This is a genomic window from Mucilaginibacter segetis, from assembly GCF_016522075.1.
GTDB lineage: Bacteria > Bacteroidota > Bacteroidia > Sphingobacteriales > Sphingobacteriaceae > Mucilaginibacter > Mucilaginibacter segetis.
This window is the reverse complement of record NZ_JAEHFW010000004.1, coordinates 122,580-138,751: the sequence shown is the minus strand read 5'-3', so window position 1 is coordinate 138,751 and position 16,172 is coordinate 122,580. Positions and strand designations below refer to the sequence as shown.

Sequence of the window (16,172 nt, the reverse complement as noted above, 5' to 3'; positions counted from 1 at the left end):
GAGTGAGTCACTCTTTCTTATAATCTTTTTGTACAATTAAAAAGCTGGCACGTTCTTCTTTATGAAACGGGATATCCCAGTTGCCCTGATAACTTATTTTAGTGGGTAATAACACTCCATTAAAATTATTCATTTCAATATTCATCTGTACATCAAAATCAAACAGCAGGTTGCTGTACTTCATATCAACATAGCGCCCTAATATTTGGAATGTACGCGCATCAAAAATAGTGGTCAGTTCCCTTATCACCACATCCCCATCGGCTGTACTTGGCTTTCTGATCACTTTAAACCGGTAAACGGGTATAGTATCCAGGTATTTACCTAAAGCGAATTCATAATTATAAAACTGGTGCATATCCCGCGAAAATATGGCTGTCTTATTACTTATAAACGGCAGCCCGCTGATCTTTCTACCCGGCGAAAATATCAGCATTTTCAACTTTGCCTTATAGCTTCCGTTCTTACTGCCGTCGCCCGGCAACCCTTCGCCTTTTACAAAATCAGCATTATAGGCATTCGTGAAAATATAGTCGAACATTTCAACGGTGTACAACTGATATTTGCCGTTTCTTTTAAAGACATTCCCGCTATCGCTTTTAGCCAGATATTCCAACCGGTGTGTGCCGTTGTTATCAATATGCCTTAACTTACGATATATCTTGCCATTCACACGGTTCTTTTTGTCATAAGTATAAATCCGGTTTTCTGCTGTAAAAGAATACCTTTTCATATCCTGAAAGGCTTTATAAAAACTGGTATCTGCCAGCACAGCATCAATAAAATCCTGTACATTTAAACGATGCGAGCGGATGTTTACCGCCGAATCAATAACGATTGTGCGAATAGTATCAGGATTATAACGCTGAATTTGCTGGGCAAAGGAATGATAGCCGCCAATTAAACATAGCAGCAAAAAGAATATTTTTTTATTCATACCGAGCGGAATAGTTCGTAGAAACCTGAATGGTTAATTACCCAGTTGTTTAACAGCCAGATAAGCCATTAATCCTGTACTTATTTTAAAGGCGTCTTCCTCAATATCAAATGTTGGCGTATGTACAGAAGAGGTTATCCCCCGGCTTTCGTTACGGGTGCCCAAACGGTAAAAACAGGAGTTGGCTACCTGCGAGTAATAGGCAAAATCTTCCGCTGCCATCCATATATCCAGGTCAAGTACATTTTCTTTTCCTAAATAATCCTCGGCGTGGCTACGGGTTGCTTCAGTAAGTTTCTCTTCGTTTATCAGGAACGGATAACCTTTCATGATGTTGAATTCGCAACTGCCGCCCATGCTCTCGGCAATTCCTTCCGCCATTTTTTTCATACGGATGTGGGCATCGGTGCGCCATTTTTCATCCATGGTGCGAAAAGTGCCTTCCAGATAAACCTCATTGGGTATAACATTGGTAGCACCGTTGGCAATTACCTTACCAAAAGACAGTACTGAAGGGCTTTTAGGATCAGCAAAGCGGCTTACCACCTGTTGCAAAGCCGTTAATATATGCGCGGTAATAATAACGGGATCAACATTCTGCTGTGGCTGAGCACCATGACCGCCCTTGCCTTTTACGGTAACGTATATTTCGTCGGTAGAAGCCATATACTTGCCCGCCCTGAAGCCAACCTTACCCGCATCAATAAAAGGCATTACATGCTGACCTAAAACAGCCTGTGGCTTCGGATTTTCCAGTACGCCTTGCTTTATCATGAGGCTGGCACCACCCGGTAATTTCTCCTCGGCCGGTTGAAATATCAATTTTACAGTACCGGCAAATTCGCTTTTAAGCTCGGTTAATATTTTAGCTGTACCCAGTAATGATGAGGTGTGCGCATCATGCCCGCAGGCGTGCATTACCCCGTTGTTCTGAGATTTATAAGGCACGTCATTAGCTTCGGTTATGGGCAATGCATCCATATCGGCACGTAACGCCACCACCCTGTCAGACGGTTTATCCCCTTTTATTAGTGCAACCAAGCCGGTATCGGCCATTTTGTGATATTCCAGGCCCAGTTCTTCCAGCTTATTGGCCACAAAAACCGACGTCTCTAATTCGTGAAAAGATAATTCCGGATGAGCATGTATATGTCGTCTGTTGGCAACTACCTCATTAAAAATATTAGCCGATAATTGCTGTATCTTTTCTTTAATCATTATTAACAACCGTTTTTGGTGGATTTATTTTGTCGGATATGATAAACATGGGTGAGAAAAGCGGCTTTAATTCCTGCACCGTTTTCTCCGCTTCCAGCCGTGTTCTGAAATCTCCCGCGCGCACTTTAAAATTGGGTTCCCGGTAGCTGATATAGGTGCGCATTTCGGGGTATAATTCATTAAACTTTGCCTGTGCGCTGTAAGCGGCACTGCGGTTAGATCCGTTGTATATCTGGATCCTGTAGCCGTAGGACGAATATGACCGGGTGCCTATATCAGTATTCAGATCTGCCCTGTTTACCAATAAAGTATCAAAAAGCGGGTCGCGTATCACGGTTACCTTTCCGCGTTCCTGGGCTGAAACTTTTACAGATAAAAAAATCAGCAGAAAAAAAATACAGTACTTACTTACTTTGCTATTTATAGCTTTATAATCAAGTACTGTATCATTCATATTATTATCAGTTTAATTTCCCGTTATAACGGGAACCTCCCGCTAATTACGCCTGGCCTGCACCGTGGCAATTTTTATATTTTTTACCGCTACCACATGGGCAGGGGTCATTTCTTCCTATTTTTTGTTCTACCCTAACCGGACTTGGTTTTTGCATTTCACGCATATCTTCTACTGGGATGCCATTGGTTTCACCTACAAGTTCCGGTTTAGAGGTTCGCATATTCCTGAGATCCATTTTTGGTTGAGGCCTTGCTTCACGTATCTGCTCCGGTTCCTGCTGCACGGGTATACCACCTCTGTAAAGGAAACTCACCAATTCTTTACTTACGTTAGTAAGCATTTGGCGGAACAGTTCAAATGCTTCGAATTTATAAACCAACAACGGATCCTTTTGTTCGTAAACCGCGTTCTGCACAGATTGTTTTAATTCATCCATCTCGCGCAGGTGCTCTTTCCAGGCATCATCAATAAGCGACAGGGTTACATTTTTCTCAAACGATTTAAACACCTCCAGACCTTTATTTTCGATAGCCTTTTTTAAAGGAACGGCAACCTGTATGCCGTGTACGCCATCAGAGAAAGGCACTACAATATTTTCAACATATTGTCCGCGGGTATCATAAACATCTTTTAAAACAGGATATGCCTGATTGGCTACTGCCTCAGCCTTGCGTTTATAGAATCCACTCACCTCGGCAAAAACCTTGTCAACTAACTGATTTATTGAAGTACCGGTAAATTCATCATGGGTAATTTGCGTATCTACCGAAAACAAACGGATAATCTCTAACTGAAAACCTTCGTAGTTGTTTGTTTCCTTATATTCAGTTACAACGTCCTCAACAACATCAAAAGTGGTATTACTCAGGTCAACATCTAAACGTTCGCCGAACAGCGCATTTTTACGCTTAGCATAAATTACGCTACGCTGTGAGTTCATTACATCATCATACTCCAGCAAACGTTTACGTATACCAAAGTTATTTTCTTCCACCTTCTTTTGAGCGCGCTCAATTGATTTGGATATCATGGAGTGCTGTATAACCTCACCCTCCTCAATACCCATACGTACCATCAGGTTTGATATACGTTCAGAGCCAAATAAGCGCATCAGGTTATCTTCGAGCGACACGAAGAACTGGGTTGAACCCGGATCTCCCTGACGGCCTGCACGACCACGTAACTGCCTGTCGACCCGGCGCGACTCGTGCCTTTCGGTACCTACAATAGCTAAACCGCCGGCATCTTTAACACCCGCTCCCAGCTTGATATCCGTACCACGACCAGCCATGTTGGTTGCTATGGTAACCGTACCTGCCTTACCGGCTTCGGCAACAATATCGGCCTCCTTCTGGTGCAGTTTGGCATTCAGCACGTTATGTTTTATACCGCGTAGCTTAAGCATACGGCTCAATAGTTCCGAGATATCAACCGATGTGGTACCCACCAGCACCGGACGGCCCGCCTGAGTTAATTTAACTATCTCGTCGGCAACTGCATTATACTTTTCGCGCACGGTGCGATAAACCAGATCCTGTCTGTCATCACGTGTAATTGGCGTATTTGTTGGTATTTCTACCACATCCAGTTTATATATTTCCCAAAACTCACCCGCCTCGGTAACGGCTGTACCGGTCATACCGCAAAGCTTGTGGTACATTCTGAAATAATTTTGCAAAGTGATGGTAGCAAAAGTTTGGGTAGCATCCTCTACCTTTACATTTTCTTTCGCCTCTATGGCCTGGTGTAAGCCATCGGAGTACCGGCGGCCATCTAATACGCGGCCAGTTTGCTCATCAACTATTTTTACCTTTCCGTCGTCCAGAATGTATTCGGTATCTTTTTCAAATAAGGTGTAAGCCTTTAACAACTGATTAACAGAGTGGATACGTTCAGATTTTACAGAGAAATCACGCATCAGTTCATCCTTGCGGCTTACTTTTTCATCTGCAGGGAGATCTGATTTTTCAATATCGGCAATTTCAGTACCCACATCCGGCATCACAAAGAAGTGAGGATCTTCACCTGCAGAAGTGATCAGTTCAATCCCCTTCTCGGATAACTCCACCTGGTTGTTTTTTTCATCGATGATAAAAAACAACTCTTCATCAACCTTGGGCATTGCTTTGCCCTGGTCCTGCATGTAATGGTTTTCTGTTTTAAGTAATACCTGTTTATTAGCACCCTCGCTCAGAAACTTAATTAACGCTTTGTTTTTAGGCAATGCACGGTGTGCACGCAGCAAAGCGAGTCCGCCATCCTCAACTCCTGTATGACCTTCGCTGATGGCCTTTTTAGCTTCGTTAAGAACGGTATTAACATAGCTTTTTTGAGCATTAACCAGGCGTTCTATACGTGGCTTCAATTCATAAAATTCATGTTCATCTCCGCGTGGTATAGGGCCAGATATGATAAGTGGTGTACGGGCGTCATCAATTAACACCGAGTCAACCTCATCCACCATGGTGTAATGTAATTTCCGTTGTACCAATTCTTCAGGGCTACGTGTCATATTGTCACGCAGGTAGTCAAAACCGAATTCATTATTTGTACCGAAAGTAATATCAGCCATGTAAGCCGCGCGGCGTTCTTCAGAATTCGGTTCGTGCTTATCAATACAATCTACAGATAAGCCGTGGAATTCATAAAGCGGGCCCATCCATTCCGAGTCACGACGGGCCAGATAATCATTCACGGTTACTATGTGTACCCCCTGCCCTGCCAAAGCATTTAAATAAGCAGGCAAAGTAGCCACAAGAGTTTTACCTTCACCTGTAGCCATCTCAGCAATTTTACCCTGGTGCAAAACAATACCACCTATTAACTGCACGTCGTAATGTACCATATCCCAGGTAACCTCAGTGCCGGCAGCAAGCCATGTGTTATGGTGTACGGCTTTATCGCCTTTTATAACCACATTACTCTTACGGGCTGCGAGGTCACGGTCAAAATCAGTCGCTGTAACCTCGATAGTTTTATTTTCCTTAAAACGGCGTGCGGTTTCCTTAACCACCGCAAAAGCTTCGGGTAAAATATTTTTTAAAATATCTTCCAATTCACTGTTACGGTCCTTTTCCAGTTTATCCAGTTGGGTGTACAAATCCACCTTTTCGTTAACAGGCATATCAAGCTCCGTTTCGGTACGATCCTTAATAGCCTTTATCTCGCTATCGATACCTGAAAGACCGGTGCTTATTATTTCTTTGAAATTTATGGTTTTTGCTCTCAGCTCATCATTACTTATGCCATCCAGTTTGGCATATTCAGCCTTAATATTTTCAACTATAGGCTGCATGCTTTTTACATCCCGTTCTGATTTGCTTCCAAAAAGCTTACTTATAAAATCTAACATGTTGTTTCAATATGAATGCAAATAAACTCAACAATTGCGCCACTGCAATTTTAAAGTCATTTTGACAGGCAAAGGTACTGATTTGGGCTTAAAGCTGAAAGGTAAAAGGCGAAAGGTTTAAATGATATTTTATCAGTATATCAGATAATAACAAGCATTTTTTACCTGCCTCTTTCATTGTAACATAGCTGTTAAGCGCCGTGGCTGTTCAACCTAATTAATAACGCAGAAGTGTGTAATTTCTTTCTATCAAATTTAAAAAAAAGCCTCAGGTTTGTGTAGCCGGGTTAAAACAAATACTTTATATATTTGACGGCATGAACATCCTGCTCCTTGGTTCGGGCGGAAGGGAAAGCGCCTTCGCCTGGAAAATATCACAAAGCGCCAAATGCGATAAACTTTTTATTGCACCGGGTAATGCCGGCACCGGCCGGTATGGCACTAATATTAACCTGAAGGTTACAAATTTTGAAGGTATCAAAGACTTTACTATTGATAATGCCATTGATATGGTACTAGTTGGCCCCGAAGAGCCATTGGTTAGAGGCATACATGATTTTTTTCTGGCTGATGAGCAATTAAAAAACATTCCTGTTATAGGGCCGCAGCAAGAGGCGGCACAGTTAGAAGGCAGTAAGGATTTCTCCAAGCTGTTTATGCAACGGAATAATATCCCTACTGCCAGCTCAAAAACCTTTACCCGCGACACTTTGCAAGAGGGGTTTGATTACCTTGCTACAGCCGGATTGCCTGTAGTGTTAAAAGCTGACGGACTTGCAGCAGGTAAGGGTGTACTGATTTGCTTAACCTTAGAGGAGGCTGAAATTGAACTTACCGAAATGCTTACCGAAGCCAAATTTGGCGATGCCAGTGCAAAAGTAGTAATTGAACAGTTTTTACAGGGTATAGAATTATCGGTGTTTGTAATGACCGATGGCGAGCATTACAAAATTTTGCCTGAGGCTAAAGATTATAAACGTATTGGAGAAGGTGATACCGGCCTGAATACAGGTGGTATGGGTTCCGTTTCGCCAGTGCCTTTCGCGGATGCGGAGTTTATGGCGAAAGTTGAACAAAGAGTGATCATACCAACCGTAGAAGGATTAAAAAAAGAGAGGCTGCCTTACAAGGGTTTTATTTTTATTGGTTTGATGAATTGCTATGGCGACCCTTATGTTATTGAATATAATTGTCGCATGGGCGACCCTGAAACGGAAAGCGTGATGCCTCGCATACAATCAGACTTTGTTGAACTGCTTATTGGTGTGGCGGATGGGAATCTTAACGAGAAAGAGTTAGTTATAAGCGATAAAACGGCAGCTACCGTAGTTTGTGTTGCGGGTGGTTACCCCGGTGAATACCTGAAAGACAAAGCTATAAGCGGCATTGAAAATGTGCGTGACTCGATCGTTTTTCATGCCGGCACAACCTTAAACGGTGAAACGGTGAAAGCTACCGGTGGACGGGTGCTCGCTGTTACCACTTTACAGGACAACATGTTCACAGCCCTGCAACAGGCAACTGCCGATGCCGCCCGCATTTATTATGACGGGGTTTATTTCCGCAAGGATATAGGCTTCGATCTGTTGTAACCTCTATTAAATATTTAGTCCGGAATAATAACCAAAACTATTTTTACAATTAAATTTTCTTTAATTGTTTCTCAAAATTTATATACATTTCTCTTTATGAAAAATAAAAACAAAAATTAATTGTCAGTTACTATTAAATTGGTTAAATTGTATTTACATTAAAACCAAGTTAAATGGAAAAACTAAAAAACTTAGGAAGAGCTCTTACCAGAGCTGAAATGAAGACTGTCGCAGGCGGTTTTCGTCAATGTGGAATAGACGATGGTTTCGTTTGTGGTCCACCATGCCCTCCACCAGAAGAGAACCATGGAGAACAATCAACCGGGTGGGAATGTGACAGCCCACGGGGCGCGTGCAGGCCTCAGTTATGTGAAATCACCTAAAACCGATTCTACTAAATGAAAAGTCCGGAAAAATTGTTAATTCTTTTTCCGGACTTTTATTATATCTGCTTTTCAAATAAAATTAGATTTTCCCGAACAACTCTGCAAGTTTAGCTTCCAGATCATCGCCTCTAAGATTTTTACCGATAATTTTACCGTTAGGATCGATCAGGAAATTCTGCGGTATTGCACGTACACCATACATTCCGGCAACCTTACTGTTCCAGAACTGAAGATCGGATACCTGTGTCCAGGCTAAACCATCTTTATGAATAGCTTTCAGCCACGCTTCCTTAGCGTTAGGCCTGTCTAATGATACGCCTAAAATAGTGAAGTTCTTATCTTTATATTTATTGTAAGCTTTTACCACGTTAGGGTTTTCTGCACGGCAAGGTCCGCACCATGACGCCCAAAAATCAACCAGTAAATATTTACCCCGGAATGATGACAAACTTACCATTTTACCGCTGGTATCAGCTTCGGCAAATTCAGGTGCGGTTGCACCTAAAGCCACTGCTTTTAATTTTGGTAATATAGCTGCAAATGCCTTGCCGCCGGTTGATGCTTTTAGTTCAGGCGAAAGCGCATCAAATAATGGCTGTATTTCGGTGTAATCAGCGCCATATGCGAAAGATTGCAAAGCATTCAAACTAATATATGAATTCGGGTGATCTATAATAAACTGTTTGTTCACCGCAGTCTCCTTATCTTCAATAGCTTTTTCGTCAAGCTTAGCCTGTTTAATAAATGCTTCTGATTTTTGTTCTTCCTCGCTTGCAGCTTTTTGCTTTGCTTCAAGTGCTTTGTAACCATCCATTACAGGTTTTAATGCAGCCTGATAAATTGCATTTTCCTGATTGGTTTTTGGGCCATCAACGGTAGCGTTAGCTAACAAGTCAGTAGTAGTAACCTTAATATCGCCGGGTTCAATATAAATACCTTTATAATCGCGCACCACATTCATGCCGTTGCCTTTTTCATTAAAAAGCAAATATCCCATTGATGGGGCGCTACCCGCGTCACCGGTAAATTTAAATTGCCCGTTGGTTAACACAGCCGAATCAATTATAGTTTTACCGCTTTCCCGGTATTGCAGGTAAACCTTAGCAGGTGCATTATAAGTACCGATATTCCCCTCAACCGTAAATTTTCCGGTTTGGGCAAAAAGCAACGCCGGTAATGAGGCTACTGCTGTTAAAATTAATTTCTTCATGAATTTTTTAAGATGGATTAAAAACCTAATATCTGTTTATTAATTAAAATAACCAAGATTTAGAGCTTTATTTATGTGTAATCATATAATTGTTACCATTATATTACAAATTCTTAAATTTTCCCAAGCAATTCTTCCAGCTTATTATCCAGATCATCCCCACGCAATCCTTTAGCAACAATTTTGCCTTGCGGATCAATCAAAAAATTCTGCGGAATTGATTGCACACCGTAAAGTTTGGCTACCATGTTGTTCCAGTAATTCAGATCGGATACCTGTGTCCAGGTAAGTCCGTCATTTTTTATAGCTGCCAGCCAGGCATTTTTACCATCAGCCTTATCTAACGAAACCCCCAAAACCGTAAAGTTTTTGCTTTTGTATTTGTTATAAGTTCTAACCACATTAGGGTTTTCTTGACGACACGGACCGCACCATGATGCCCAAAAATCGATCAGTACATATTTACCCCTAAAGGATGATAACCTTACCGGAACTCCATTTGCGTCGTTTTGTGTAAAATCCGGCGCCATAGCACCTATGGCGGTAACTTTTAATGCCTCAATAGATCGTTTCAGTTCCCTTCCCTGGTCTGAATTTCTTAACTCATCTGACAGTGAATTATAAAGTGGTTCTACTTCGGCAATATCCGGCGAGGGGCCGCTTACGCTGGTAAGTGCAAGTAAGCTCAGATAACTATCCGGATTTTGAGTTATAAATGTTTTAAGTATTGTTTTTTGCTGATCCTGCAGCGCTTTGAATTTAGCTTGTAATGAATTTTGAAATGCGGCAGATTGCTGCTGTTCAGCAGTAGCGGATTGCGCTTCGGCAGTTAGTGCTTTAGCTTTATCAACAACCGGTATAAGTTGTGTTTTTAAAAGTTTATTATCATCATTAAGCTTAGAACCTGTTATCTCCGCCTTTGATATGGAATCGGTAGCTACAATATTAGTGGTGCCTTTTTCAATAAAAAAATTCAACATATCGGCTGTAGCAGACGTACTACCATCAGGAAAATTCTGAGCGATATATTTTGTGAAACCTATGCCTTTTGTATCTAAAAACAAAGATGCATTTACCGGACTACTTACTACTCCTGTAAAAGTAAATACCCCATTAATTACTGAAGCTGAATCGGTTACGTTATTTGCACCTAACCGGTATACCAGATACGCCTTGGCAGGTGCATTCAGTTTACCTACCTTACTATTTACAGTAAACGGCTGTGCATTTTGTGCAAAGGCAATTGCCGGCAATAACGCTGCCAGACTAAAAAAAAATCTTTTCATTTATTTATATTAAAGTGTAGATAACGTGGAAACCGCCAATGAATTATAAACTATTAGTTTAATTTTTGGTAAGTACGCCACCACAGGTCGGGCATTTCGCCGGAGCGTGCCATTTTATACTCCGCATAACTGCACGGCACTAAGTGAAATCTTTCGTTTTTAGACCCGCCTGAAGGATAGGGTACCTGCATCCACCAACGGTCGGATTTTTTACTTTTTACAAATACCAATTCATGGTCATCGTGCTTCAAACTGGTTTTATATACCAGGTATTGTGATTTAGGGTTAAGCGGGAAATCTTTTTTACGGTTATAAAACCCGTCAATAAAATACCATATCATCTGCGCAAGCAGCATAGCAGTTTGCCCGTTATTATCATATGCAGGGTTAAACTCATAAAATCCTATTGAGCTTAATTTATCATTAAAACCGGCGTAACGGCATATCTGGCAGGCTTCCTCTCCATAAAAACCATTGGGTTTTGCATTTGCGTTGCCGCATGCATCTGACGATCTGATAGCCCCCATATCAAAACTAAGCATATTGGCGTTACGGATAACAGGTTCGGTAATTGCTATATTACCCGCTAATTCACCGAGGCGGTGCGCATCGAAATACAACTTGTCCATCACCCTAAGGCTGTCCTGACTTGTGAAATAGGTTTGATATCCTAAATTGCTGAAATTAAAAAGGTAATTAGGTTCATGCAAAAATATTTTATTCAGATAGGCATCTGAAGAAGTTTCAATGCTATCCATGCTGCCGTCACCTTCCAGGTCGAAATGTGAGTCAACCACCAACAGGTCAACCTTTTGCTCAAGATTCTCATAACCCATATATTGGGCGTAGGTCAAATCCTGACCGCCGCCTATAATTACAGGTACAATATCTTTTTTCACCAGCTCACTAACTACTGTTTTAAGTGCTATGTAAGTGTCAGTAACGGTTTCTCCGCGGGCAATGTTACCCAGATCAGCGATCTTGGTTTTGTATGCGCCCTCATTTAACTGATATAACTTTTCGCGAACGTAATCAGGCCCTAATGAGCAGCCCTGGTTATTAACGGCATTCCTGTCTTCCTGTATACCAATTATAGCGATATCCGTTTCCTGCTCCAAGCCCGGAAAATCAACTGAATGATGATCTATCTTATTGCCGAGTTGGCTGGTAAAATACCCGTTTTTAGGGGTTATCTTCTTAAGATCAATATTGGTAAAGAAATCGGTTAAGGACATATTTTGTAATAATGTGCTAATATGTGACGTGCAAATGTGCAGATTTTTTGTTGATGTGCCGAAATCCAAATATGCAAATTATACTATTATATATAACATTAAGCATGGATCATATCCGAATAAAAATAACTTTTAGCCCATTCCGATTATTTGCACCTATAAATTTGCACATTTGCACCTATGATTTTGGTTACCGGAGCTACAGGTTTTTTAGGCGCGGAGGTGGCAAAGCTATTAGTTGAGACAGGGCTGAATATACGTTGCACCAAGCGTTCTACCTCAAACTTTCCTGCTTTGCTTAATAATTATGCTTCACAAATTGACTGGGTTGATGCAGATATCACCGATGCATTTGCATTGGAGGACGCTTTACAGGGGGTTGACCAGGTTTATAATTGTGCAGCATGGGTATCACTTAAGACTGCCGAAAAGGAACCTATGATACGCACCAATGTTACGGGAACAGCAAATTTAGTTGACCTGTGTGTAAAAAATCATATCAGAATGGTGCATGTAAGCTCTGTAGCTGCAGTTGGTGAGGCCAAACCCGGGGAGTTGATCACCGAGAGCCATCACCTTGATCCAACTACCGAAAATGATGGGTATGCGATATCCAAACTGGAAAGCGAAATGGAAGTTTGGCGTGGCATGGCTGAAGGCCTGGATGCCGTTATTGTAAACCCGACCATAATAATTGGCAGAAGCGCCGGGACTGATGGCAGCGGACAAATTTTTGAGACCGTAAGAAAAGGGTTGAAATTTTATACCCGGGGCAGTATAGGCTTTGTTGATGTGGTGGATGTGGCCAAATGTATGAAAGCATTAATGGAAAGTGGTATAAGCGGTGAAAGGTATATTATCAATGCAGAAAACAGAACCTATCATCAACTTTTTACTGAGATAGCCGGTTATTTTAATATTCCGGCTCCGGCAAAACTGGCTAAACCCTGGATGATGGAGCTGGCATGGCGCGGAGCTGCATTAGCCGCTGTTATAACAGGTAAAGCCCCTGTATTAGATAAAACAAGTGCAAAGGCGGCATCAGTAACACGTAATTTTGATAACAGCAAAATAAAAAAGGCGATCAATTTTCAATTTAAGCCTGTAAGCGAAACCATCCGGGAAATTTGTTTTTCTAAATAAACCGTCCGGCAGAGAAGCGGTAATACAGTTATGTGGCGTTTTGGAGCGGCTGACTTTTTTTACCTGCGTATACTCTTTCCAGTTTTTGATATAAAGCAACGGATTGAAATGGTTTTGACAGATAATCATCCATACCGGCCTGCTTTATCTTATCGTATATATTATGTGAAACCGAAGCTGTTAAAGCAATTAAAGGTATAGTTGCTTTGCAGCCGTCATTTAATGCCCTTATATATATTGCTGCCTGGTAACCATCTTTTACCGGCATATGTAAATCCATTAATACTACATCAAAACTTCCGGCCAAATGCGCATCAATAGCTTCCTGCCCGTTTTTAGTAACTATAGTATTAATATTCCATTTTGATAATAGTTTTACCAATAACAGTGCATTTATAGGGTTATCCTCAGCAATTAGTACGTTGAGCCCCGCCAGACTATTATGTATGCCACTACTAAGCGGTATAGCTGCTATACTACCTGTATATAATTCAAATTTAACATCAAACGAAAACACAGAACCTTCGTTTTGTTTACTTTCCAATTTAATTTCGCTGTTGAAAAGACCGAGCAACCGTTTTACAATAGCCAGCCCGAGCCCGGTGCCTCCATACCTGCGTGTGGTATCTGCAGAAGCCTGTACAAAAGGCTCAAATATCAGTTGCTGCCTATCGTCGGGAATACCTATACCTGTATCCGAAACAGAAAAATCGATTATTATTTGTTCCTCATCTAATGATACGGCCGTTGCCTTTATGCTGACGTGTCCATATTCCGTAAACTTAATGGCATTGCCCACTAAATTGTAGATGATCTGCGTAAGCCGGGTAGGGTCAGTAATTACCCATTTATCATTAAGATGGTCATCAACTTCCAATAGTAATTTTATTCCTTTTTCATTTGCCTTTTGCTGTAAACCGGTACATACTTTATGTAACAAAACAGGCAGGTGCACCGGGATGGGTTCTAAGGCAATTTTATCGTTTTCGCTTTTATTATAATCTAAAATATCGTTTACCAAGGTAAGCAGGCTGGTGGCAGAAAACTCCAGTATATCCAAATTCTCACCCTGCTCCTTTGTGGCGGTATCTCTTATCAAACTGGTCATGCCGATAACGGCATTCAAAGGGGTGCGCAGTTCATGCGACATGGTTGATAAAAACACCGAACGGGAGTCGGCCAGGGCCTTAGTTTCGGCTATATTTTGGTGTAACTGTTTATTTAATTTCTCCTTTTCGTTTACATTATCCCTAAATGCCTTGTAAAACATATAATGAATGATCACCATTGTAGAAAAATTCATTAAAACGGTAATCTCAAATGCAGGTGAGGGCAGTTCCTGTGTTGTTTTACCTAAATGCCAGGCTTTGTTTGTTAATAAATATACCATTACAGGAAAAATTGCTACCAAACTATAGATAACCGCGAAGCGGCTATTGATGAGGTAGTAGCCAACAAACGATACCATAAACATGAACTGAATGGTAATAAGATTTAACTGCTGGCCAAAAAAAAACAAGTTTGACCATACCGCTAAAACACCTGTGGAAATAATGATGTGCGAAACCACGTTGATATTATCCGGGCGGGACAACAGATACTTGGTGAGTAATAAGTAAAGAGCAAATACAAAATACAGCCGATATAGCTGATTATCGGGGATATTCCCAAAAACTATAGGAAGCAGTATAACAACCTTTAAAATTGAAAGTACCAGGGTAACAAATACTATTTTTAACCGTGCCCGTTTAAGAGAATCGGGCTCCTGAACCAGTACCTTTTTTAAGGAAAAATTAAAAAAAGCGGCTGAAGTCATAGCTTATTAAATCAATAGTTATTTAGCAGGCAGTATACAGTGCTAATTTATTAAAAAGATTTTGCAAAATAAGCTATTAATTAAACGGTTTAAGTACTGATATTGAACTGAATGTCTATCTCAGCGCCAGCAGAACAACGTTTTCTACATGCTGTGTATGCGGAAACATATCAACCGGCTGGATTTTCACAACGTCGTACTTCTCCTTCAAAACTAAAAGATCGCGGGCCTGGGTTGCCGCATTACAGCTTACATATACAATTTTCCCGGCCTCAATTTCCATCAAACAGGCCACTACATCGGGGTGCATACCGGCGCGTGGCGGGTCGGTTATAATTACATCGGGCTTGCCATGCCCGGCTACAAAATCTGCAACCAGCACATCCTTCATGTCACCGGCGTAAAATTTAGTGTTAGTAATATTATTGATAGCTGAATTTACCTTCGCATCTTCAATAGCTGAAGGCACATACTCTACCCCCACCACCTGCTTTACCTGCCCTGCTATGAAATTAGCAATTGTTCCGGCACCTGTATACAGGTCATAAACCAGCTCGTCACCAGTAAATTCTGCAAAATCGCGGGTTATTTCGTATAAACGCAGTGCCTGAATGGAGTTGGTTTGATAGAAAGACTTTGGCCCTACCCTGAAACGGATGGTTTTACCGCTAACATCCGGCATTTCTTCATGAATGTATTCCGGGCCTTTCCAAGCCATCACATCCTGATCAAAAATAGTATCGTTCTTTTTTTGATTAATGATATATAGCAGAGAGGTGATTTGCGGAAAGCCCGCTTCAATATAGCTCATTAACGTATTCACCTGCTCATCGTCCGCATGGGCAAATACCACTATAACCATAACCTCACCCGTTGATGAAGTACGGATGATCAGGTTACGCAGCGCTCCGGTATGCTGCCTTACGTCGTAATAACTAATTCCCTGCTGCTTAGCATAGGCATTAATACTGTTACGCAGGTCATTTGACGGGTCGGCCTGTAAATAACAGTGGTTAATATCTAAAATTTTATCAAATCTGCCGGGGATGTGAAATCCCAAGGCATCCATATCTAAGGCCTCGTCTGAGCGATTTTCGCCATCATATAACCAGCGTTTGTTGGAAAAGGTGTATTCCAGTTTATTGCGGTAGTAACGATCAGCTGGCGATGGAATGATCGCATCCATGTGATCAACATGTATTTTCGCGATGCGGCTAAGTGCATCAGCTACCGCCTTTTGCTTAAACCGTAACTGAGCAGCATAGGTCATGTGTTGCCATTTACAGCCACCACAAACACCAAAATGTTCGCAAAAAGGTTCAGTACGATGTTCAGAGGGTTGTATAAGGCGGCTTATTTTACCCTCGCCAAAATTTTTCTTGCTACGGTAAACTTCAACATCTGCCACGTCGCCCGGTACGGCTTTTTCAATAAACAATACAAAATCATCGGCTTTGCCAACACCTTTACCTTCTTCGGCTATATCAATTACGGCAACGTTTTCAAAAAACCTGCTCTTTTTTGGAGATCTGCTCATGAG

At 41.4% G+C, this 16,172-nt stretch carries 11 protein-coding genes; 2 read left to right on the top strand and 9 right to left on the bottom strand.

Annotation, left to right across the window (positions count from 1 at the left end; translation table 11 throughout):
* Nucleotides 1–7: 7 nt before the first annotated feature.
* The 4 genes from I5M19_RS18275 to secA are packed head-to-tail and all read right to left on the bottom strand — an operon-like array spanning nucleotide 8 to nucleotide 5,964.
* Nucleotides 8–937: a hypothetical protein gene (locus tag I5M19_RS18275; RefSeq protein ID WP_200067820.1), complete on the bottom strand. Its 930-nt coding sequence runs from the start codon at nucleotides 935–937 to the stop codon at nucleotides 8–10.
* 33 nt (nucleotides 938–970) lie between these two features.
* The gene (locus tag I5M19_RS18270; RefSeq protein WP_200067819.1) at nucleotides 971–2,155 is read right to left on the bottom strand and encodes a M20 metallopeptidase family protein; all 1,185 of its coding nucleotides are present in this window, start codon (nucleotides 2,153–2,155) and stop codon (nucleotides 971–973) included.
* Complete coding sequence (locus I5M19_RS18265; protein WP_200067818.1) at nucleotides 2,148–2,609, bottom strand: SPOR domain-containing protein; 462 nt, start codon at nucleotides 2,607–2,609, stop codon at nucleotides 2,148–2,150. The genes I5M19_RS18270 and I5M19_RS18265 overlap by 8 nt, the downstream gene beginning before the upstream one ends.
* Before the next feature lie 46 nt (nucleotides 2,610–2,655).
* Nucleotides 2,656–5,964, bottom strand: a complete 3,309-nt coding sequence (secA, locus tag I5M19_RS18260) for a preprotein translocase subunit SecA (RefSeq protein WP_200067817.1) — start codon at nucleotides 5,962–5,964, stop codon at nucleotides 2,656–2,658.
* Nucleotides 5,965–6,281: 317 nt separating this feature from the next.
* Here secA and purD point away from each other — a divergent pair, with 317 nt between their 5' ends.
* The gene (purD, locus tag I5M19_RS18255) at nucleotides 6,282–7,556 is read left to right on the top strand and encodes a phosphoribosylamine--glycine ligase (RefSeq protein ID WP_200067816.1); all 1,275 of its coding nucleotides are present in this window, start codon (nucleotides 6,282–6,284) and stop codon (nucleotides 7,554–7,556) included.
* A 465-nt stretch (nucleotides 7,557–8,021) separates the two neighbouring features.
* On the opposite strand, the gene I5M19_RS18250 is transcribed toward purD, so the two are convergent.
* The 3 genes from I5M19_RS18250 to I5M19_RS18240 all read right to left on the bottom strand — a co-directional run bounded on the left by I5M19_RS18250 (nucleotide 8,022) and on the right by I5M19_RS18240 (nucleotide 11,673).
* Nucleotides 8,022–9,152 carry a redoxin domain-containing protein gene (locus I5M19_RS18250; RefSeq protein ID WP_200067815.1) on the bottom strand — a complete coding sequence of 377 codons (1,131 nt, stop codon included), beginning with the start codon at nucleotides 9,150–9,152 and terminating at the stop codon, nucleotides 8,022–8,024.
* A gap of 113 nt (nucleotides 9,153–9,265) precedes the next feature.
* On the bottom strand, nucleotides 9,266–10,438 hold the full coding sequence (locus I5M19_RS18245; RefSeq protein ID WP_200067814.1) for a TlpA disulfide reductase family protein: 1,173 nt from the start codon (nucleotides 10,436–10,438) through the stop codon (nucleotides 9,266–9,268).
* Between the two features lie 53 nt (nucleotides 10,439–10,491).
* Entirely contained in the window at nucleotides 10,492–11,673 is a 1,182-nt protein-coding gene (locus I5M19_RS18240) for a formimidoylglutamase (protein ID WP_200067813.1), read from the bottom strand.
* 180 nt (nucleotides 11,674–11,853) lie between these two features.
* On the opposite strand from I5M19_RS18240, the gene I5M19_RS18235 reads away from it, so the two are divergent.
* Nucleotides 11,854–12,816, top strand: a complete 963-nt coding sequence (locus I5M19_RS18235; RefSeq protein WP_200067812.1) for an SDR family NAD(P)-dependent oxidoreductase — start codon at nucleotides 11,854–11,856, stop codon at nucleotides 12,814–12,816.
* Nucleotides 12,817–12,844: 28 nt separating this feature from the next.
* On the opposite strand, the gene I5M19_RS18230 is transcribed toward I5M19_RS18235, so the two are convergent.
* Complete coding sequence (locus I5M19_RS18230) at nucleotides 12,845–14,632, bottom strand: ATP-binding protein (RefSeq protein WP_200067811.1); 1,788 nt, start codon at nucleotides 14,630–14,632, stop codon at nucleotides 12,845–12,847.
* A 115-nt stretch (nucleotides 14,633–14,747) separates the two neighbouring features.
* Nucleotides 14,748–16,169: a 23S rRNA (uracil(1939)-C(5))-methyltransferase RlmD gene (gene rlmD / locus I5M19_RS18225; RefSeq protein ID WP_200067810.1), complete on the bottom strand. Its 1,422-nt coding sequence runs from the start codon at nucleotides 16,167–16,169 to the stop codon at nucleotides 14,748–14,750.
* Nucleotides 16,170–16,172: the final 3 nt, after the last annotated feature.

What these genes read in the sequence shown, in the direction of transcription:
- secA (WP_200067817.1), bottom strand. Translation starts at nt 5,964, where the DNA reads ATGTTAGATTTTATAAGTAAGCTTTTTGGAAGCAAATCAGAACGGGAT.
- purD (WP_200067816.1), top strand. Translation starts at nt 6,282, where the DNA reads ATGAACATCCTGCTCCTTGGTTCGGGCGGAAGGGAAAGCGCCTTCGCC.
- I5M19_RS18270 (WP_200067819.1), bottom strand. Translation starts at nt 2,155, where the DNA reads ATGATTAAAGAAAAGATACAGCAATTATCGGCTAATATTTTTAATGAG.
- rlmD (WP_200067810.1), bottom strand. Translation starts at nt 16,169, where the DNA reads ATGAGCAGATCTCCAAAAAAGAGCAGGTTTTTTGAAAACGTTGCCGTA.
- I5M19_RS18245 (WP_200067814.1), bottom strand. Translation starts at nt 10,438, where the DNA reads ATGAAAAGATTTTTTTTTAGTCTGGCAGCGTTATTGCCGGCAATTGCC.
- I5M19_RS18240 (WP_200067813.1), bottom strand. Translation starts at nt 11,673, where the DNA reads ATGTCCTTAACCGATTTCTTTACCAATATTGATCTTAAGAAGATAACC.
- I5M19_RS18250 (WP_200067815.1), bottom strand. Translation starts at nt 9,152, where the DNA reads ATGAAGAAATTAATTTTAACAGCAGTAGCCTCATTACCGGCGTTGCTT.
- I5M19_RS18235 (WP_200067812.1), top strand. Translation starts at nt 11,854, where the DNA reads ATGATTTTGGTTACCGGAGCTACAGGTTTTTTAGGCGCGGAGGTGGCA.
- I5M19_RS18265 (WP_200067818.1), bottom strand. Translation starts at nt 2,609, where the DNA reads ATGAATGATACAGTACTTGATTATAAAGCTATAAATAGCAAAGTAAGT.
- I5M19_RS18275 (WP_200067820.1), bottom strand. Translation starts at nt 937, where the DNA reads ATGAATAAAAAAATATTCTTTTTGCTGCTATGTTTAATTGGCGGCTAT.
- I5M19_RS18230 (WP_200067811.1), bottom strand. Translation starts at nt 14,632, where the DNA reads ATGACTTCAGCCGCTTTTTTTAATTTTTCCTTAAAAAAGGTACTGGTT.